This is a genomic window from Pseudomonas sp. MDT2-39-1, from assembly GCF_054898085.1.
In genome coordinates this window covers 3,222,546-3,240,958 of the sequence record NZ_CM142716.1, presented here as the reverse complement: position 1 = coordinate 3,240,958, position 18,413 = coordinate 3,222,546, and the positions used below count along the sequence as shown (strand labels likewise).

Genomic DNA, 18,413 nt, shown 5'->3' with positions numbered 1-18,413 from the left:
TTAAGGGGAAGTTCATGCAAAAGTTATCCACAGTACTGACGGTCGGGCTATTGGCTCTGGGCAGTGCCTCGGCGTTCGCCGATCAGAGTTGCGACACGGTGAAAATGGCCGACCCAGGCTGGAGCGACATCGCCGCGACCAACGCCATTACCGGGTTTCTGCTGGACGGCATGGGCTACAAGGCCAAGGTCGACACCCTCGCGGTGCCGATCACCTTTGGCGGGTTGAAGGATGGCCGGGTCGACGTGTTCCTGGGTAACTGGATGCCGGCGCAGCAGGGCTTCTACGACAAGTTCGTCGCCACGGGCGATGTCACTCAACTGGCGAAGAACCTCGACGGCACCGAATTCACGCTGGCCGTCCCGGATTATGTGTGGGACGCGGGTGTGCATAACTTTGCCGACCTGAACAAATATGCCGACAAGTTCGATAAAAAAATTTACGGCATCGGCTCCGGTGCGCCTGCCAACATTTCCTTGCAGGAAATCATCAAGAAGAACGACTTTGACATGGGTCAGTGGAAACTGGTCGAGTCCAGCGAGCAGGCCATGCTGGCTGAAGTGTCCCGCGCGGTGAAGAAACAGAAGTTCGTGACCTTCCTCGGCTGGACGCCGCACCCGATGAACGTGCAATTGAAAATGCATTACCTGAAGGGCGGTGAGAAGTACTTCGGTGACACCGGCAGCGTTTATACACTCACCCGCAAAGGTTATGCACAGGCCTGTCCGAACGTTGGCAAGCTGCTCACCAACCTGAGTTTCACCCAGGAGATGGAGAACAGCATCATGGCCGAGGTGGTGAACAAGAAAGTCAGCAATGCCGATGCGGCCAAGGCGTGGATCAAGGCGAATCCCGCCGTACTGGATAAATGGCTGGATGGCGTGAAGACCGTGGATGGGAAGGATGCGTTGCCGGCAGTAAAAGCCAAACTTTAACCAACCCTGTAGGAGCGAGGCTTGCCCGCGAAGAACGATAACGCGGTTCTTTAGAAAAACCGCGTTATCGTTCTTCGCGGGCAAGCCTCGCTCCTACAGAGGCAAGGATCGTCGTCTGTCCTGTTACCCTTGCACAAAATTCTCACCGAGAGGACCCATGGCCTTCCCCAGCCGCCATTCACTCTTCCCCTTCCTTTCCTGGTTGCCCCGGCAAACCCGTGCCAGCGTCGGTCGTGACCTGATCGTTGGCCTCAGCGGCGCCATTCTTGCGCTGCCACAATCCATTGCCTACGCCCTGATCGCCGGTCTCCCGCCGGAATACGGCCTGTACGCCGCAATCATCCCGGTGCTGATCGCTTGCCTATGGGGTTCGTCGTGGCATTTGATCTGCGGTCCTACGGCGGCGATTTCCATCGTCCTGTACGCGAGTGTCAGCCCTCTGGCCGTTCCCGCGTCCGAGGACTACGTCACCCTGATCCTGCTGCTGACGCTGCTCGCCGGGATTTTCCAGTGGCTGCTTGGTTTGCTGCGCTTTGGCGCCTTGGTGAATTTCGTTTCGCATTCGGTGGTGCTGGGCTTCACCCTCGGTGCGGCGGTGGTGATCGCCATCGGCCAACTGCCGAACCTGCTGGGGCTGGACCTGCCCAATCAGTCCACCGCCCTGGACAGCTTTTTAATGGTGTTCAAACACCTCGGAGAAGTGGATAAACCTTCGCTGGGGCTGGGGCTGGCCACCGTCGGGGTGGGGGTGATCCTGAAATTACTGCTGCCACGCTGGCCGACGTTATTGATCACGTTGGCGCTGAGCGGATTGCTGGTGTGGTTGTGGCCCTCGATGTTCGGCCATGTGAAGTTGGTCAGCGCGTTTGTCGGACGGCTGCCGCCTTTCAGCCCGCTGCCGCTGGACCTGGATCTGATCCTGCGCCTGCTGCCCAGCGCCGTGGCGGTGGGGATGCTCGGACTGGTGACCAGTCTGTCGATTGCCCGCTCCTTGTCGACTCGCTCTCAGCAATTGCTCGACGCCAATCAGGAAGTCCGTGCCCAGGGTTTTTCGAACATGGTCGGGGCGTTTTTCTCTGGCTCGCTGTCAGCCGGTTCGTTCACCCGCTCGGGCCTGAGCTACGAAGCGGGCGCCTGCTCACCGATGGCCGGCGTTTTTTCGGCGGTGTGGGTGGCGTTGTTTGCGATCTTCGGCGCGAAGTTGATTGCGCACATTCCGATCCCGGCCATGGCCGGCAGCATTTTGTTGATCGCTTGGGGATTGGTGGACCATCGGGGTATTCGCGCGTTGTGGAGAGTCAGTCGCGCCGAGTTCCTGGTCATGGCGCTGACCTGCGTCGCCACGCTGTTGCTGGAGTTGCAGACCGCGATCTATGCCGGGGTCTTGGCTTCGCTGTTCTTTTACCTCAAGCGAACTTCGCAACCGCGGGTGCAGCATTGGCGCGAAGGCGATGAAGACATTCTGCGGGTCGGCGGTTCGATTTTTTTCGGCGCCAGCCATTACCTGCAAGTGCGCCTGCAACGGATGCACGGCGCGCGCGTGGTGATCGAGGCGCAGCAGATCAACTTTATCGACTATTCAGGTGTGGAAATGCTGCATCAGGAAGCGCGGCGGTTGCTCAAACAGGATCGCAGCCTGACCTTGCGGCGCGCACGGCCGCAGGTGGTGGAAGAGTTGCGCAAGCTTGAAGGCGCGGAGAAATGCCCGATCCGGTTTGAGGATTGAGGATTGAACCCTGTGGGAGCGAGGCTTGCCCGCGAAGCTTTTGGCGTACTTGAGGACGCCTTCGCGGGCAAGTCGGACCGCCGCACCGCTCGCTCCTACAGTTTATGCGGCGAGCTGGCGGCGGAGTTCTGCCAATACCGGCGCCGTGTCCGGCCGCACACCGCGCCACAGGAAGAATGCTTCCGCCGCTTGTTCAGCGAGCATTCCCAACCCATCCATCGACAACGCCGCGCCGTGCTCACTGGCCCAACGGCAGAACGAGGTCGGCTCCTTGCCGTACATCATGTCGTAGCACACCGTCTTGCCCGGTTCGATCAGGCTGCTGGCAATCGGCGGTACATCGCCTGACAAGCTCGCCGACGTCGCGTTGATGATCAGGTCTACCGATTCCCGCAGCCAGTCGAAACCGCTGGCCGACACCGGCCCGAGGTCAGCGAACAACTCCGCCAGCAGTTCGGCTTTCTCCACCGTGCGGTTGGCAATGATCACCGATTCCGGCAACTCGGCCAGCAACGGTTCCAGCGCACCACGGACCGCGCCGCCGGCACCCAGCAGCAAGATACGTTTGCCCTTGAGGCTGAAACCGGCGTTGACCGTCAGGTCCCGCACCAGCCCTGCGCCGTCGGTGTTGTCACCCAGCAAACTGCCATCGGCGAGTTTGCTCAAGGTGTTGACCGCACCGGCCCGCTGCGCACGCTCTGTCAGACTGTCAGCCAGGCGATAGGCTTCTTCCTTGAACGGCACCGTCACATTCGCCCCGCGACCTTCGGAGAAAAACGCTCGGGCGAAGTCGGAAAAGCCGTCGAGTGGCGCCAGCGAGGTGCTGTAGTCCAGTTGCTGAGCGGTCTGCTCGGCGAACAAGCGATGGATCAGCGGCGATTTGCTGTGGCCAATCGGGTTACCGAATACGACGTAACGATCCATCAGGATTCCTCTCAGGCCTTGGCCAACCAATCGCGGTCTTGCAGGAAGTATTCAGTCAGGCGTGCTTCTTCGCTGCCCGGCTCGACCTTCCAGTCGTAGCCCCAGCGGACTTGCGGGGGCAGGGACATGAGGATCGACTCGGTACGCCCGCCCGATTGCAGGCCGAACAACGTGCCGCGGTCGTAAACCAGGTTGAACTCAACGTAGCGACCACGGCGGAATTCCTGGAACTCACGCTGTTTGGCGGTGAACGCGTCATTCTTGCGACGCTGCACGATCGGCAGGTACGCCTCGATGTAGGCGTCACCGATGGCGCGCATGAAAGCGAAGCTGGTGTCGAAGTCCCACTCATTCAAGTCATCAAAAAACAGACCGCCGATGCCCCGCGGTTCGTGGCGATGCTTGATATGGAAGTAAGTGTCGCACCAGGCTTTGTAACGCGGGTAGACATCCGGTCCGAACGGCGCGCAGGCCTGTTCGGCGACGCGGTGCCAGTGCACGCAGTCTTCTTCATTGCCGTAATAAGGGGTCAGGTCGAAACCGCCGCCGAACCACCAGACCGGTTCTTCGCCTTCTTTTTCAGCGATGAAAAAGCGCACATTGGCGTGGGAAGTCGGCACCTGCGGGTTGTGTGGGTGAATCACCAGCGACACGCCCAGGGCTTCGAAACCACGGCCAGCCAATTCGGGGCGGTGAGCGCTGGCGGACGGTGGGAGACCGCTGCCAAAGACGTGGGAAAAGTTGACGCCACCCTTTTCGATCACAGAGCCGTTTTCGATCACTCGCGTGCGACCGCCACCACCGGCAGGCCGGGTCCAGGCGTCTTCGACGAATTGCGTGCCACCGTCTTCAGCTTCCAGGGCAGCGCAAATACGGTCTTGCAGGTCGAGCAGGTAGGCTTTTACGGCCTCGGTGCGGGTCGTCATGTCATCACCTTGAATCGGGCAAAGCTGCGCGGCGTTTAACGGCCGGCGGCAAATTGCTGCGTAGGATAACACTGCACCTTGCCCCGCCGCAGTTGACGAAGATCAAGCTTAGGAGTCCGATAGGGAGCTTCGCAAATTGACCTAAGGAGAGTTCTGATGGCAAAGCGTATCCAGTTCCGCGCCCATGGCGGCCCCGAAGTACTTGAGCATGTCGACTATCAACCCGCCGAGCCCGGCCCGCAGCAAGTTCGCGTGACCAACAAGGCCATCGGCCTCAACTTCATCGACACCTACTACCGAAGCGGTCTCTATCCGCCGCCCGCCCTGCCATCGGGCGTTGGTTCGGAAGGTGCGGGCGTGGTCGAGGCAGTGGGCAGCCAAGTCACCCGCTTCAAGGTCGGTGATCGCGTGGCTTACGGCAGTGGTCCGTTGGGCGCCTACAGTGACGTTCACGTTTTGCCAGAAGCCAATCTGGTGCACCTGCCGGACGCCATCAGCTTCGAACAGGCTGCCGGGGTGATGCTCAAGGGCCTGACCGTGCAGTACCTGCTGCGTCAGACGTATGAACTCAAGGGTGGCGAAACCATCCTGTTCCACGCTGCCGCAGGCGGTGTCGGATCCCTGGCCTGCCAATGGGCCAAGGCCTTGGGCGTGAAGTTGATCGGCACGGTCAGTTCACCGGAGAAAGCCGCGCTGGCCAAGGCCAACGGTGCCTGGGCGACCATCGACTACAGCCACGAAAACGTCGCACAACGCGTACTGGAATTGACTGACGGCAAAAAAGTCCCGGTGGTGTACGACGGGGTTGGCAAAGACACCTGGCTGACGTCGCTCGATAGCGCGGCACCACGGGGGCTGGTGGTGAGCTTCGGCAATGCCTCTGGCGCAGTGGACGGGGTGAACCTGGGGATATTGTCGGCGAAGGGTTCGTTGTACGTGACCCGGCCGACACTCGCGACTTATGCGAACAATGCGGAAAACCTGCAGCGTATGGCGGATGAGCTGTTTGAGATGATCATCAGCGGCAAGCTTACGGTGGACATCAGCCAGAAGTACCCATTGGCTGAAGCGGCGAAGGCGCAGACCGAGTTGTCGGCGCGGCGTACTACGGGTTCGACTGTTTTGTTGCCTTGAGAACGCCTTCGCGGGCAAGCCTCGCTCCTACAGAACCACGGTTGTTCACATAATTTGTGTCCGACCGTGGTTCTGTAGGAGCGAGGCTTGCCCGCGAAGAACGATGACGCGGTCTCAATCCGGGCGAATGACATTCCCGGTCGCCAGATCGCGAATCACACTCGGATTTTTGCGCCCGCCAAGGTTACCGCCGAGGATAAAATCCACCTGCCCACGGAAATACTGCTCGACGCGAATCCGCGTCCTTGCCGCCGGCCGCCCTTGAGGATTAGCCGAGGTCGACACCAACGGCCCCACCATCGCACACAAATCCCGCACCTGCGGGTGGTCGCTAACGCGCAGCGCCACCGTTTCATGCACACCCGTAATCCACAGGGGCAACAAATTCTGATGCGGCACCAGCCAGGTATTCGGCCCCGGCCAAGTGCTGGCCATGCGGTCCATCCACAGTTCGGGAAAGTCTTCGAACAGGAAGTCGAACTGACGAATATTGTCGGCCACCAGAATCAGGCCCTTTTCCATGGACCGGCCCTTGATCATCAGCAGACGAGAAACCGCGCCTTCGTCCCACGGATCGCAACCCAGGCCCCAGACCGCTTCGGTTGGATAGGCAATCACCGCCCCTGAGCGAACGGCTTGTGCGGCTTGTTGCACACGCCAATTGTTGACCATGAAAAACTCTCCGGAATAAGGCTCTGCGCAGTTTACCGATCTTCCTTATAAAACCTAGCTCACCCGCGCAAACCAGCGCCCGCTTTCGCACACGGCCTGACCCCCCATTTCCAGTTCCGTCAGCGCTGCCAGGACTTTGGACAAGGCCCAGCCACTGCTGACCGACAGTGCTTCACTGGTGTGGGGCGCGGCGTGAAGCAACATGAGGAGTGGATGAGTGGGTGCTTGCAGCGTTTCTGTGGATAACGGCAGCCGTTGCCAGCCGCGCAAGGCTTCGAGGATATGCTCGATGGTTTCCACCAGCATTGCCCCGTCGCGGATCAATTGATGACACCCCTTGGCGCCTGGGTGATGGATCGACCCTGGAATCGCGTAGACCTCGCGCCCTTGTTCCGCCGCCAGTCTCGCCGTGATCAAAGACCCGCTGGCGACACTCGCCTCGACCACCAGCACGCCGAGGGATAAACCGCTAATGATCCGGTTACGCCGAGGAAAGTTGCCTGCGCTGGGGCCGGCGTCCAGCGGGAACTCGGAAAGCACCGCGCTGCCCGTCGCGATCATGGCATCGGCCAGCCGCCGATTGCGCTGTGGATAAAACTTTTCAAGTCCCGTGCCAAGTACCCCCACCGTTCGCCCGCCGACGTCCAGCGCAGCTTGATGCGCAGCTGCATCGATGCCCAGCGCCAGACCGCTGGTGATGACGAAACCGGCGCTGGCCAGGCTGCGCGAAAACGCAGCTGCGGTGTCCATGCCCGGCCGCGAGGCGCGACGACTGCCGACCATCGCCAATTGCGGTTTTTCCAGGATGCCGGGATCGCCTGCCACAAATAACAGCGGCGGCGCATCACTGATTTCCGCCAGCAGCGCCGGGTACTCAGGTTGGTCCCACATCAGTAAATGCTGGCCCGGACGCTCTAGCCAGGCCAATGCGTGGCTCGCGCCATCGCGCACTTCATTGGTGCGTCGGGCCTCGGCGCACGCCAGCGGCAAACCCAGCGAACGCCAGGCGCTGGCGGGGGCGCTGATGGCTTTTGACGCCGAGCCGAAGGCCTCGAGCAATTTCTTGAAACGCGCCGGGCCGAGTTCCGGCAACCGATGCAGACGTAGACGAGCTTCCAGTTCCGCAGGGGAAACCGGTGTGACAGCAGACAGCGACATGGATCATCCTTGATCGTTATGAGCCCCGTTCAAACGGGAATAAGCTGTGGATAACTCTGTTGGTAACTTGTGGAGCAGGCTAAGGGTTTCGCACCTTGTCCATGACGGCCAGCGAGCGCGAAGCGTGGAGTACCAACCCGTAACTGAGTTTGTCGTAGGTGCGAAAAACCATCAGCAAACCGGCACGCTCATCGGGAATCTTCAGCGGTTGGCCGGTGATCCGGTCACGCACGGTTTCACCGGTTTTCATCACCACCAGCACGTTGCCTTCAGCCAGGCCATCGCGTTGACCCTTGTTCAGGGTGACGACGTCCAGCGCGCCGATCTGGGTGACCCCGCGCGGCACATCGATGATCAAGCCGTTGATCTGGGTTTTTGGCGCACTGGGCATGAAGGTCGAGTTGATGGATCGCTCTTCACCGCTGAACAAACGGTCGCCGAGACGGACTTCCTGAGTCGTGCGTTGCAGCGCCAACGTGGCGACGTCGCCTTCGGTGGCCACAATCTCGCCACCGCCGATGTCATCGGCATTGATGCCCAAAAACTCTTTGCTGTCAGGATCGGTATAAACCTTGCCCTGACGGAAGATCCCGTACACCGGCTGGTTCGGATCGAAATGGCCACGGGCGAAAATACGGTCACCGGTGCCGCTGAGCACGCGTTCGGCATCGCCAGCGACAATGTAAGGCGCCTTGTCGAAGTCCTCGACCTTGTCGACGATGCGGTTGCTCAGCAAAAAGCTGTTGATCGATTGCAGCGGAATGCTCGGGATCGCATCGGCCACCGGACTACTACGCACCCCTGGCGAGAGCTTGATGGTGCCGCGCGAAGCCCCGCGATTGAGGGTCAGGCGCGGCTGGCCGTTGACGTAGACCAGCGACAACGAGTCGCCAGGGTAGATGAGATTGGGGTTTTCAATCTGTGGATTGGCCTGCCAAAGCTCTGGCCACTTCCACGGCTCCCGGAGGAATTTTCCCGAAATGTCCCAGAGTGTGTCACCCGCCACCACTGTGTATTGCTGTGGAAAACCTTCCTTGAGTTGCACTTGCCCGTGCGCCAAACCGGCCGAGGCCAGAAGGAGCAAGGCGAGTAGTGATTTCCTCATGCGGTGAATCCCTTTATTATGTGCGTTCGCGTGAAACGCCAGAGCCCTCGTGGCTCGCTTCCGACTCTTTACCGAAAAGAAAAGGAAGCTACGCTTCACAACGGTAGCCTGCATCTTCGGACCCGCCAGGCCATCGACCCGACTTTACCTCACACGTGCAGCAATTAAGCTTATGGCCATTTTAGACATCCTCGAATTCCCCGACTCGCGCCTGCGCACTATCGCCAAACCTGTGGCCGTAGTGGACGACGAAGTGCGTCAGTTGGTCGATGACATGTTTGAAACAATGTATGAAGCGCCAGGCATCGGCCTCGCCGCGACCCAGGTCAACGTGCATAAACGTATCGTCGTGATGGACCTCTCCGAAGACCGCAGCGAACCACGGGTGTTCATCAACCCGGAGTTTGAATCCCTGACCGACGAGATGGAGCAATACCAGGAAGGCTGCCTCTCGGTGCCGGGCTTCTACGAAAACGTCGATCGCCCGCAGAAGGTCAAGGTCAAGGCTCTGGACCGCGACGGCAAGCCCTACGAACTGATCGCCGAAGGCTTGCTCGCCGTGTGCATCCAGCACGAATGCGACCACCTCAACGGCAAATTGTTCGTCGACTACCTGTCCAGCCTCAAACGCGACCGAATCAAGAAGAAACTGGAAAAGCTCCATCGCCAGAACGCTTGATGCCCTTCTTTCAAAGGCTTGCTGCGGCAAGCCTTTTTCTTTTCAGAGATTGCTCCCATGACTGAGCCACTGCGCATCGTCTTTGCCGGCACCCCGGAATTCGCCGCCGAACACCTAAAGGCCCTGCTCGACAGCCCTTACGAGATCGTCGCGGTTTACACCCAGCCGGACCGTCCGGCGGGCCGTGGGCAAAAGCTGATGCCGAGCCCGGTCAAGCAACTGGCGTTGGAAAACTCCATTGCGGTGCTGCAACCGTCGACGCTGCGCAACGAAGACGCTCAGGCTGAACTGGCCGCGCTCAAGCCGGATTTGTTGGTGGTGGTCGCGTACGGCCTGATCCTGCCGCAAGTGGTGCTGGATATTCCGCGCCTGGGCTGCATCAACAGCCACGCCTCGTTGCTGCCACGCTGGCGCGGCGCGGCGCCGATTCAGCGTGCCGTTGAAGCGGGCGACAGCGAAAGCGGCGTGACCGTGATGCGCATGGAACTGGGCCTCGACACCGGGCCGATGCTGCTGAAAGTCACCACGCCGATTACCGGCGAAGACACCGGCGGCAGCCTCCACGACCGTCTCGCCGAAATGGGCCCACCGGCCGTGATTCAGGCGATTGCCGGCCTCGCCGCCGGAACGCTGGAAGGCGAGGTGCAGGACGACAGCCTCGCCACGTATGCTCACAAATTGAACAAAGACGAAGCGCGCATCGACTGGAGCCGTCCGGCGATAGAGCTGGAACGCCTGGTCCGCGCCTTCAATCCGTGGCCGATCTGCCACAGCACGCTGACCGGTGAAGCGCTGAAAGTGCTGGCCGCGAGCCTCGCCGAAGGGCAGGGCGCACCGGGGCAAATCCTCAGCGCCAGCAAGGACGGCTTGATCGTCGCCTGTGGTGCGCAAGCCCTGTGCCTGACTCGTCTGCAATTGCCCGGCGGCAAGGCGCTGAACTTCAGCGACTTGTTCAACAGCCGTCGTGAGAAATTCGCCGTCGGCACCGTGCTTGGTCAAGCGGTGGACGCTCAATGAATCCACGTCTGGCCGCCGCCAAGGCACTCGCTGCTGTTCTTAACGGAAAAGCCTCACTCAACAGTTCTCTGCCGACACAAATGGACAAGGTTGAAGACCGTGACCGCGGCTTCACCCAAGACCTGGCGTTCGGCACGGCGCGCTGGCAACCCCGTTTGTCGGCACTGGCGGCCAAGTTGCTGCAGAAGCCATTCAAGGCAGCGGACGCCGATGTCGAGGCGCTGCTGCTGGTAGGCCTCTACCAACTGCTTTACACCCGCGTCCCGGCCCACGCCGCCATCGGCGAAACCGTCGGTTGCGCTGACAAGCTGAAAAAGCCCTGGGCCAAGGCATTGTTGAATGCTGTTTTGCGCCGCGCCCAGCGTGAAAGCGAAGCACTGCTGACCGAGCTGGAACACGACCCGGTGGTGCGCACCGCGCATCCGCGCTGGCTGCAAAAATCCCTCAAGGCGTTCTGGCCTGAGCAGTGGGAAGCCATTTGCGCGGCGAACAACGCGCACCCGCCGATGATTCTGCGGGTCAACCGTCGCCATCACACCCGTGATGCTTACCTCGGGTTACTGACTGAGGCCGGCATCGCCGCCACGCCATGCGTTTACAGTCAGGACGGCATCATCCTCGAAGCGCCGGCCGACGTGCGCAGCCTGCCGGGTTTCGCCGAAGGCTGGATCAGCGTTCAGGACGAAGCGGCGCAACTGGCCGCCGACCTGCTCGACCTGGCGCCGGGCCAACGGGTGCTGGACGCCTGCTGTGCACCGGGCGGCAAGACCTGCCACATCCTCGAAGCCGAGCCAAAACTGGCGGGCGTCGTGGCGGTGGATCTGGAAGCCAAGCGTCTGGTGCGAGTGCGCGAGAACCTTGCACGCCTGGGCCTGAGCGCCGATCTGATCGCCGCCGACGGCCGCGACACCGCGACTTGGTGGGACGGCAAACCGTTCCAGCGCATTCTGCTCGACGCGCCGTGCTCGGCCACCGGCGTGATCCGTCGTCACCCGGACATCAAGCTGACTCGCCAACCGGACGACATCGCCGCACTCGCGGTGCTTCAGGGCGAATTGCTCGATGCCCTGTGGATAACGCTGGAGGTGGGCGGGATTCTGCTTTACGCCACCTGCTCCACGCTGCCGACCGAGAACACCGAAGTCATCGAAGCCTTCCTCGCTCGCACGCCGGGCGCTCGTGAACTGGACCTCGCCACGGCAGCCGGCATCAAGCAGCCTCACGGTCGCCAGTTGCTGGCCCAGGAAGGCGGCCACGACGGGTTCTACTACGCCAAGCTGATCAAGATCGCCGCCGCGCGCGGTTAACCGGTTTTAAGGGAGTGACTGGATGAAAATCATCATCCTCGGTGCGGGGCAGGTCGGCGGTTCGCTGGCGGAACATCTGGCCAGCGAGGCCAACGACATTACCGTGGTCGACACCGACGGCGAACGCCTGCGCGATCTCGGCGATCGGCTGGACATCCGCACCGTGCAAGGCCGCGGCTCACTGCCGACGGTGCTGCGTCAGGCCGGCGCGGACGATGCCGACATGCTGGTGGCGGTGACTAACAGCGACGAAACCAACATGGTGGCCTGTCAGGTTGCCCACACCCTGTTTCACACCCCGACCAAGATCGCCCGGGTCCGCGAAGCTGCGTACCTGACGCGTTCCGAGCTGTTTGATAACGACGCGATTCCGGTAGACGTGCTGATCAGCCCGGAACAAGTGGTCACCAATTACATCAAGCGCCTGATCCAGCATCCCGGCGCGTTGCAGGTGATCGACTTCGCCGAAGGCAAAGCGCAACTGGTGGCGGTGAAGGCGTACTACGGCGGACCGTTGGTGGGTCAGCAACTGCGCCAGTTGCGTGAACACATGCCGAATGTCGAAACCCGCGTGGCGGCTATTTTCCGTCGCGATCGGCCGATCCTGCCCCAGGGCGATACGGTGATCGAAGCCGACGACGAAGTGTTTTTCATCGCTGCCAAGGCGAATATTCGCGCAGTGATGAGCGAAATGCGCCGACTGGATGAAACCTACAAGCGCATCGTCATCGCCGGTGGCGGGCAGATCGGTGAGCGTCTGGCCGAGGCGATCGAAAGCCGTTATCAGGTGAAGATCATCGAGATGAACCCGGCCCGCTGCCGCCATCTGTCGGACACCCTCGACAGCACCGTGGTATTGCAGGGCAGTGCCTCCGACCGCGACTTGCTGATGGAAGAGAACATCGCCGACGCGGATATCTTCCTGGCCCTGACCAACGATGACGAAGCCAACATCATGTCCTCGCTGCTGGCCAAGCGCCTGGGCGCGAAGAAGGTGATGACGATCATCAACAACCCGGCTTACGTTGATTTGATCCAGGGCGGCGATATCGACATCGCCATCAGCCCGCAACTGGCGACCATCGGCACGCTGCTGGCCCACGTGCGACGCGGCGATATCGTCAGCGTGCACTCATTGCGGCGCGGGGCGGCGGAGGCCATCGAGGCGATTGCCCATGGCGATGAGAAGTCGAGCAAGGTGATTGGCAAGGCCATCGAGAACATCGGCTTGCCGCCGGGCACCACGATTGGCGCGATCATTCGTGATGAAGAAGTGATCATCGCCCACGACGACACGGTGATCGCGGCGGGCGACCATGTGATTCTGTTCCTTGTGGATAAGAAGCATATTCGGGATGTGGAGAAGCTGTTTCATGTGGGGCTCAGCTTCTTCTGATCTCGCAACCAGATCGTTCCCACGCTCTGCGTGGGAATGCCTCAACGGACGCTCCGCGTTCGGCTTTAGATGGGGCGCAGAGCGTCCCGGGCTGCATTCCCACGCAGAGCGTGGGAACGATCACTGACTGAGGGGAAACACCGATGCTCGAATCCCTGGAAAAAATGCTCGCCAAGGGTGTGGATAACTCATTGCTGCGCTTCGGCCTGGGCAAGGGCTATCTGGACCTTGGGGAAAACGCCAAGGCTGCCGAGCATTTCCAGCGCTGCGTCGAATTCGATCCAAAGTATTCGGCGGCCTGGAAGCTGTTAGGCAAGGCCCATCTGGGGCTCGCAGACTTTGCGGCTGCGCGTCAGGCGTGGGAGCAGGGCCTGGAAGCCGCCCGCGCCCATGGTGACAAGCAAGCAGAGAAGGAGATGACGGTGTTTTTGAAAAAGCTTGAGCGTCAGGCGCACTGATCAGAGGTAGCGCAGGCCAATGCCGTCGGCATCTACCAGCACCACTTCCATGCGCACTCGCGGCGCGCCTGTGGGCAAGTCCTGCACCTGTCCATAAACCACCGCGCCTTTAGGCAACGACGACAAGCCCGGATGCTTGACGTAGACGCCCGTGGTGGAGAGGTTGCGGGTCTGGCCGAGGCATTCGCCGAAGCTTTCGTGAGTGATCTTGATGCGAAACGATTTGTGGTGTTCGGACATCTTTTGCGCCCTTGTATGAACCGTTGTGGATAACCTGAACCTGTAGGAGCGAAGCTTGCTCGCGAAGGCGATATCACATCCAATCAATGTTGACTGTAATGGCCTCTTCGCGAGCAAGCTTCGCTCCTACAGGTTTGAGTTATCCACAGATCATGCCAATCAACTCAATACCAGCGTTCTTCGCCCGGCGGCCGCTTCTTGAAGCGCTTCATGCTCCACATGTACTGGCTCGGATAAGCGCGCACATAACGCTCGACCACCTGGCTCATGGCCGCGCAGGACGTTTGCGTATCGGTGCTGTACATGGCCTCTGGCGCGGCTTCCAGGATCACTTTGTACCCCGAACCATCCGGCAGCCGCAGCGCATGCAGGAACACGCCGACCGCTTTGCCGCCGGCGAGCATATTCGGTACGAACTTGCTGGTCAGCGCCTGCGTGGCGAAGAACGGCACGAAAATCCCGGCGGATTCGGCCGGTTCCGGGTCAGCGGGAATACCCACTGCACCACCTTTGCGCACTTCCTTGATGACGCTGAGGATGCCTTCCTTGGTGGAAGCGGCCACGCGGTTGCCCAGTTGTACGCGCTGTTTGCGCAGCAAATCGTCCACCGCTTTCAACTTGGGCGGGCGATAAAAAATGATCGGTTTGCACTGGTTGCAATAGAAGTGGTTTAACACTTCCCAATTGCCCAAGTGGCTGGTGATGCCGACGACACCTTTGCCCGAGGCGAGGGCGTCCTTCAACACGTCGAGCCCTTCGACTTCACGCACCAGGTCGATGGAACGCTGGGCGGGCCAGATCCAGGCGCAGGCGCTTTCGGTCAGGGACTTGCCGATGTCTCTCAGGCTCTGGCCGACAAGACGCTCGCGTTCAACCGGGTCCATCTGCGGAAAGCATTTGGCGAGGTTGATCCGCACCACATCGCGGGAACGGTTGGGGGTTTTCCACATCACCCAGCCAATGGCCGAGCCCACTGCTTGCACTGCCCACCACGGGAGCAGGGCAAACAGCCGCAGAGCGCCTACCAGCAAGGCGCCTTTAAACTTATCCACAGGTCACTCCTGATCTTGTGCTGTGCGCGAGGCGGCTATTCTAACCGCCGTTCGCCAGCGTCGCGTAACGATCGCAATCCTGGGTGTGGTCCATGACCATTCCCGAGGCCTGCATCAGCGCGTAGCAAATGGTCGGGCCGACGAAGGTGAAACCGGCCTTTTTCAGGCCTTTGCTCATCTCCACGGCCGTTGGGGTCACGGCCGGCACTTCACTGCGATCCTTGAAATGATTGATCACAGGCGTGCCGCCGACGAAGGACCAGAGAAACGCTACCGGGTCCTCCAGCGTCAGCCAGGCCTGGGCGTTGCGGCGGGCTGCATTGAGTTTGAGGCGATTGCGAATGATCCCCGGATCAAGCATCAATTCATCGATTTCCGCGTCGCTCATCTGCGCCACCCGTTGCACGTCGAAGCCGAACAACACCTCGCGATATCGCTCACGTTTACGCAGCACGGTGATCCAGGCAAGGCCGGCCTGGAACCCTTCGAGCAAAAGCAACTCGAACAATCCCTGCGCATCGCGTAGCGGCGTACCCCACTCCTGATCGTGATAAGCCATGTACAGCGGATCTTCGGAACACCAAAAGCAGCGTGGCATAAGGCTCCAGGGGGCGTGCGCAGGACCGAATCGGGTATACTCCCGCTCTTTAAATCGCAGCCCAAGAAACAGGTGAATTTCGTGAGCCAGCCTACGCCAGCCGTGCGTACCTTCCAAGACTTGATCCTCGCCCTCCAGCAATACTGGGCCGAGCAAGGTTGTGTGGTACTTCAGCCCTACGATATGGAAGTAGGCGCCGGCACTTTCCACACCGCTACATTCTTGCGCGCCATTGGCCCGGAAACCTGGAACGCCGCCTATGTGCAGCCCAGTCGTCGCCCGACTGACGGCCGCTACGGCGAAAACCCGAACCGTCTGCAGCACTACTACCAGTTCCAGGTAGTCCTGAAGCCGAACCCGGACAACTTCCAGGAACTGTACCTGGGCTCCCTCAAGCACGTCGGTCTGGACCCGTTGGTCCACGACATTCGCTTTGTTGAAGACAACTGGGAATCGCCGACACTGGGCGCCTGGGGTCTGGGCTGGGAAGTCTGGCTCAACGGCATGGAGGTGACGCAGTTCACTTACTTCCAGCAAGCGGGCGGCATCGAGTGCTACCCGGTGACCGGCGAGATCACCTACGGTCTTGAGCGTCTGGCCATGTACCTGCAAGGCGTGGACTCGGTCTACGACCTGGTCTGGGCTGACGGTCCGATGGGCAAGGTCACCTACGGCGACGTGTTCCACCAGAACGAAGTGGAGCAGTCGACCTATAACTTCGAACACGCCAACGTCGAGAAGCTGTTCGAGCTGTTCGATTTCTATGAAAGCGAAGCCAAGCGCCTGATCGAACTCGACCAGCCGCTGCCATTGCCGAGCTACGAAATGGTGTTGAAGGCCTCCCATACCTTCAACCTGCTGGATGCGCGCCGGGCGATCTCGGTGACCGCGCGTCAGCAATACATTCTGCGTGTCCGCACCCTGGCGCGTTCCGTTGCGCAAGCCTACCTGCTGGCTCGCGCCAAGCTGGGCTTCCCGATGGCGACCCCGGACCTGCGTGATGAAGTGTTGGCTAAGCTGGAGGCTGCACAATGAGTGCTCAAGATTTTCTGGTTGAACTGGGCACCGAAGAACTGCCACCCAAAGCCCTGAACACCCTGGCCGATGCGTTCCTGGCCGGTATCGACAAGGGCCTGCAAGCCGCTGGCCTGAACTACGAGACCAAAACCGTCTACGCTGCGCCACGTCGCCTGGCGGTGCTGATCACCTCGCTGGCGACCCATCAGCCGGATCGCAGCATCAACCTCGATGGCCCGCCACGTCAGGCCGCGTTCGATGCCGAAGGCAATCCGACTCAAGCGGCACTGGGCTTCGCCAAGAAGTGCGGCGTCGACCTGAGCGAAATCGATCAGAGCGGCCCGAAACTGCGCTACAGCCAAAGCATCGCCGGCAAGCCGACCGCGAGCCTGTTGCCAACTATCGTCGAAGACTCCCTGAACGACCTGCCGATCCCCAAGCGCATGCGCTGGGGTGCTCGCAAGGAAGAATTCGTTCGCCCGACCCAGTGGCTGGTGATGCTGCTCGGTGACCAGGTCATCGATTGCACGATCCTCGCCCAGACGGCCGGCCGCGATTCCCGTGGTCACCGCTTCCATCACCCGGAAAGCGTGCGCATCACCTCGCCGGCCAATTACCTGAGCGACCTGCGTGCCGCCTACGTACTGGCCGACGCCAACGAGCGTCGCGAGCTGATCAGCAAGCGCACCGAAGAGCTGGCGACGATGCAGGAAGGTACTGCGATCGTTCCACCTGCCTTGCTCGACGAAGTGACCGCGCTGGTTGAATGGCCGGTGCCGCTGGTGTGCTCGTTCGAGGAACGCTTCCTCGACGTGCCGCAAGAAGCCCTGATCACCACCATGCAGGACAACCAGAAGTACTTCTGCCTGCTGGATGCCGACGGCAAGTTGCTGCCACGCTTCATTACCGTGGCCAACATCGAAAGCAAGGACCCGCAACAAATCATCGCCGGTAACGAGAAAGTGGTCCGTCCACGCCTGACCGACGCCGAGTTCTTCTTCAAGCAAGACAAGAAGCAGAAACTCGAAGACTTCAACCTGCGTCTGCAAAACGTGGTGTTCCAGGAAAAACTCGGCAGCGTCTACGACAAGGCCGAGCGTGTTTCCAAACTCGCCGCGTTCATCGCGCAACGCATTGGCGGCAACGCAGCCTGGGCTTCCCGTGCCGGCCTGCTGTCCAAGTGCGACCTGGCGACCGAGATGGTCGGTGAGTTCCCGGAGATGCAAGGTGTCGCCGGTTACTACTACGCGCTCAACGACGGCGAGCCGGAAGAAGTCGCACTGGCACTGAACGAGCAGTACATGCCGCGTGGTGCCGGTGCTGAACTGCCGACCACCCTGACCGGCGCAGCCGTGGCCATCGCCGATAAACTCGACACGCTGGTGGGCATTTTCGGCATCGGCATGTTGCCTACCGGCAGCAAAGACCCGTATGCCTTGCGCCGTGCTGCACTCGGCGTGTTGCGCATCCTGATCGACAAGAAGCTCGACCTCGACCTGAACGACGCCGTGGCGTTCGCCGTGAATGCGTTCGGTGCCAAGGTCAAGGCTGCCGGCCTGAACGATTCGGTGCTGGAGTTTATCTTCGACCGTCTGCGTGCCCGTTACGAAGACGAAGGCGTGGATGTCGGGACTTACCTGTCGGTCCGTGCCCTGAAGCCGGGTTCGGCGCTGGACTTCGATCAGCGCGTACAAGCGGTGGAAGCGTTCCGCAAATTGCCGGAAGCCGCTGCACTGGCCGCGGTGAACAAACGCGTTTCGAACTTGCTGAGCAAGGTCGAAGGCTCTGTTCCTTCGGTCGTGGAAGCCAAGTACTTCGACAACGCCAACGAGTTCTCCCTGTACTCGGCGATCCAGCAGGCTGACCAGGCTGTCCAGCCGATGGCCGCTGCGCGTCAGTACAGCGAATCGCTGGCACGTCTGGCCGCCTTGCGCGAGCCAGTGGATGCGTTTTTCGAAGCGGTAATGGTCAACGCTGAAGACGCCAAGGTCCGCGCCAACCGTTATGCGTTGCTGGCGCGCCTGCGTGGGCTGTTCCTCGGCGTTGCCGATATTTCGATGCTGGGCTGA

18 protein-coding genes are annotated in these 18,413 nt (G+C 60.8%); 10 read left to right on the top strand and 8 right to left on the bottom strand.

Annotated elements, in window-relative coordinates; all coding sequences use genetic code 11:
• Positions 1-14: 14 nt before the first annotated feature.
• Positions 15-935: a choline ABC transporter substrate-binding protein gene (gene choX, locus ACYZTM_RS15425; protein ID WP_461983277.1), complete on the top strand. Its 921-nt coding sequence runs from the start codon at positions 15-17 to the stop codon at positions 933-935.
• 157 nt (positions 936-1,092) lie between these two features.
• Positions 1,093-2,661, top strand: coding sequence for a SulP family inorganic anion transporter (locus ACYZTM_RS15420; protein ID WP_461983276.1), 1,569 nt, complete (start codon positions 1,093-1,095; stop codon positions 2,659-2,661).
• 102 nt (positions 2,662-2,763) lie between these two features.
• Here the strand turns inward: ACYZTM_RS15420 and aroE are convergent, their stop codons facing one another.
• Both aroE and hemF read right to left on the bottom strand, forming a co-directional pair.
• Positions 2,764-3,585: a shikimate dehydrogenase gene (aroE, locus tag ACYZTM_RS15415; RefSeq protein WP_131059059.1), complete on the bottom strand. Its 822-nt coding sequence runs from the start codon at positions 3,583-3,585 to the stop codon at positions 2,764-2,766.
• Positions 3,586-3,596: 11 nt separating this feature from the next.
• Entirely contained in the window at positions 3,597-4,511 is a 915-nt protein-coding gene (hemF, locus tag ACYZTM_RS15410) for an oxygen-dependent coproporphyrinogen oxidase (protein ID WP_461983275.1), read from the bottom strand.
• Positions 4,512-4,667: 156 nt separating this feature from the next.
• Between hemF and ACYZTM_RS15405 the strand changes: the two genes are divergently transcribed.
• Positions 4,668-5,645 carry an NADPH:quinone reductase gene (locus tag ACYZTM_RS15405; protein ID WP_461983273.1) on the top strand — a complete coding sequence of 326 codons (978 nt, stop codon included), beginning with the start codon at positions 4,668-4,670 and terminating at the stop codon, positions 5,643-5,645.
• Positions 5,646-5,759: 114 nt separating this feature from the next.
• Here the strand turns inward: ACYZTM_RS15405 and ACYZTM_RS15400 are convergent, their stop codons facing one another.
• The 3 genes from ACYZTM_RS15400 to ACYZTM_RS15390 form a co-directional block, all read right to left on the bottom strand.
• Positions 5,760-6,317: an L-threonylcarbamoyladenylate synthase type 1 TsaC gene (locus ACYZTM_RS15400; protein WP_131059056.1), complete on the bottom strand. Its 558-nt coding sequence runs from the start codon at positions 6,315-6,317 to the stop codon at positions 5,760-5,762.
• A 54-nt stretch (positions 6,318-6,371) separates the two neighbouring features.
• The gene (gene dprA / locus ACYZTM_RS15395; protein ID WP_131059055.1) at positions 6,372-7,475 is read right to left on the bottom strand and encodes a DNA-processing protein DprA; all 1,104 of its coding nucleotides are present in this window, start codon (positions 7,473-7,475) and stop codon (positions 6,372-6,374) included.
• A gap of 79 nt (positions 7,476-7,554) precedes the next feature.
• Positions 7,555-8,580, bottom strand: coding sequence for a LysM peptidoglycan-binding domain-containing protein (locus ACYZTM_RS15390; RefSeq protein ID WP_461983271.1), 1,026 nt, complete (start codon positions 8,578-8,580; stop codon positions 7,555-7,557).
• Between the two features lie 172 nt (positions 8,581-8,752).
• On the opposite strand from ACYZTM_RS15390, the gene def reads away from it, so the two are divergent.
• From def to ACYZTM_RS15365, 5 genes are all read left to right on the top strand, one after another.
• Positions 8,753-9,259, top strand: a complete 507-nt coding sequence (gene def, locus ACYZTM_RS15385) for a peptide deformylase (RefSeq protein ID WP_131059053.1) — start codon at positions 8,753-8,755, stop codon at positions 9,257-9,259.
• Positions 9,260-9,316: 57 nt separating this feature from the next.
• Entirely contained in the window at positions 9,317-10,276 is a 960-nt protein-coding gene (gene fmt, locus ACYZTM_RS15380; protein WP_461983269.1) for a methionyl-tRNA formyltransferase, read from the top strand.
• On the top strand, positions 10,273-11,583 hold the full coding sequence (gene rsmB / locus ACYZTM_RS15375; protein ID WP_461983267.1) for a 16S rRNA (cytosine(967)-C(5))-methyltransferase RsmB: 1,311 nt from the start codon (positions 10,273-10,275) through the stop codon (positions 11,581-11,583). The genes fmt and rsmB overlap by 4 nt, the downstream gene beginning before the upstream one ends.
• 22 nt (positions 11,584-11,605) lie before the next feature.
• The gene (gene trkA, locus ACYZTM_RS15370; RefSeq protein WP_131059050.1) at positions 11,606-12,979 is read left to right on the top strand and encodes a Trk system potassium transporter TrkA; all 1,374 of its coding nucleotides are present in this window, start codon (positions 11,606-11,608) and stop codon (positions 12,977-12,979) included.
• A 143-nt stretch (positions 12,980-13,122) separates the two neighbouring features.
• Positions 13,123-13,437 carry a tetratricopeptide repeat protein gene (locus tag ACYZTM_RS15365; protein WP_131059049.1) on the top strand — a complete coding sequence of 105 codons (315 nt, stop codon included), beginning with the start codon at positions 13,123-13,125 and terminating at the stop codon, positions 13,435-13,437.
• On the opposite strand, the gene ACYZTM_RS15360 is transcribed toward ACYZTM_RS15365, so the two are convergent.
• The 3 genes from ACYZTM_RS15360 to tag form a co-directional block, all read right to left on the bottom strand.
• On the bottom strand, positions 13,438-13,677 hold the full coding sequence (locus ACYZTM_RS15360; protein WP_131059048.1) for a PilZ domain-containing protein: 240 nt from the start codon (positions 13,675-13,677) through the stop codon (positions 13,438-13,440).
• Positions 13,678-13,841: 164 nt separating this feature from the next.
• The gene (locus ACYZTM_RS15355; RefSeq protein WP_461983265.1) at positions 13,842-14,729 is read right to left on the bottom strand and encodes a lysophospholipid acyltransferase; all 888 of its coding nucleotides are present in this window, start codon (positions 14,727-14,729) and stop codon (positions 13,842-13,844) included.
• Between the two features lie 40 nt (positions 14,730-14,769).
• Positions 14,770-15,327 (bottom strand): DNA-3-methyladenine glycosylase I, encoded by a 558-nt coding sequence (tag, locus tag ACYZTM_RS15350; RefSeq protein WP_461983263.1) that lies wholly within the window; start codon positions 15,325-15,327, stop codon positions 14,770-14,772.
• Between the two features lie 81 nt (positions 15,328-15,408).
• Here tag and glyQ point away from each other — a divergent pair, with 81 nt between their 5' ends.
• Positions 15,409-16,362, top strand: a complete 954-nt coding sequence (glyQ, locus tag ACYZTM_RS15345; RefSeq protein WP_008155694.1) for a glycine--tRNA ligase subunit alpha — start codon at positions 15,409-15,411, stop codon at positions 16,360-16,362.
• A complete protein-coding gene (gene glyS, locus ACYZTM_RS15340) occupies positions 16,359-18,413 on the top strand; it encodes a glycine--tRNA ligase subunit beta (protein WP_131059045.1) in 2,055 nt (684 codons plus the stop codon). The genes glyQ and glyS overlap by 4 nt, the downstream gene beginning before the upstream one ends.

Excerpts from the sequence above, each read along its gene's own strand:
- aroE (WP_131059059.1), bottom strand. The coding sequence starts at position 3,585 with ATGGATCGTTACGTCGTATTCGGTAACCCGATTGGCCACAGCAAATCG.
- hemF (WP_461983275.1), bottom strand. The coding sequence starts at position 4,511 with ATGACGACCCGCACCGAGGCCGTAAAAGCCTACCTGCTCGACCTGCAA.
- ACYZTM_RS15405 (WP_461983273.1), top strand. The coding sequence starts at position 4,668 with ATGGCAAAGCGTATCCAGTTCCGCGCCCATGGCGGCCCCGAAGTACTT.
- ACYZTM_RS15390 (WP_461983271.1), bottom strand. The coding sequence starts at position 8,580 with ATGAGGAAATCACTACTCGCCTTGCTCCTTCTGGCCTCGGCCGGTTTG.
- ACYZTM_RS15360 (WP_131059048.1), bottom strand. The coding sequence starts at position 13,677 with ATGTCCGAACACCACAAATCGTTTCGCATCAAGATCACTCACGAAAGC.
- fmt (WP_461983269.1), top strand. The coding sequence starts at position 9,317 with ATGACTGAGCCACTGCGCATCGTCTTTGCCGGCACCCCGGAATTCGCC.
- tag (WP_461983263.1), bottom strand. The coding sequence starts at position 15,327 with ATGCCACGCTGCTTTTGGTGTTCCGAAGATCCGCTGTACATGGCTTAT.
- def (WP_131059053.1), top strand. The coding sequence starts at position 8,753 with ATGGCCATTTTAGACATCCTCGAATTCCCCGACTCGCGCCTGCGCACT.
- ACYZTM_RS15420 (WP_461983276.1), top strand. The coding sequence starts at position 1,093 with ATGGCCTTCCCCAGCCGCCATTCACTCTTCCCCTTCCTTTCCTGGTTG.
- ACYZTM_RS15400 (WP_131059056.1), bottom strand. The coding sequence starts at position 6,317 with ATGGTCAACAATTGGCGTGTGCAACAAGCCGCACAAGCCGTTCGCTCA.
- glyS (WP_131059045.1), top strand. The coding sequence starts at position 16,359 with ATGAGTGCTCAAGATTTTCTGGTTGAACTGGGCACCGAAGAACTGCCA.
- choX (WP_461983277.1), top strand. The coding sequence starts at position 15 with ATGCAAAAGTTATCCACAGTACTGACGGTCGGGCTATTGGCTCTGGGC.
- dprA (WP_131059055.1), bottom strand. The coding sequence starts at position 7,475 with ATGTCGCTGTCTGCTGTCACACCGGTTTCCCCTGCGGAACTGGAAGCT.
- ACYZTM_RS15365 (WP_131059049.1), top strand. The coding sequence starts at position 13,123 with ATGCTCGAATCCCTGGAAAAAATGCTCGCCAAGGGTGTGGATAACTCA.
- trkA (WP_131059050.1), top strand. The coding sequence starts at position 11,606 with ATGAAAATCATCATCCTCGGTGCGGGGCAGGTCGGCGGTTCGCTGGCG.
- rsmB (WP_461983267.1), top strand. The coding sequence starts at position 10,273 with ATGAATCCACGTCTGGCCGCCGCCAAGGCACTCGCTGCTGTTCTTAAC.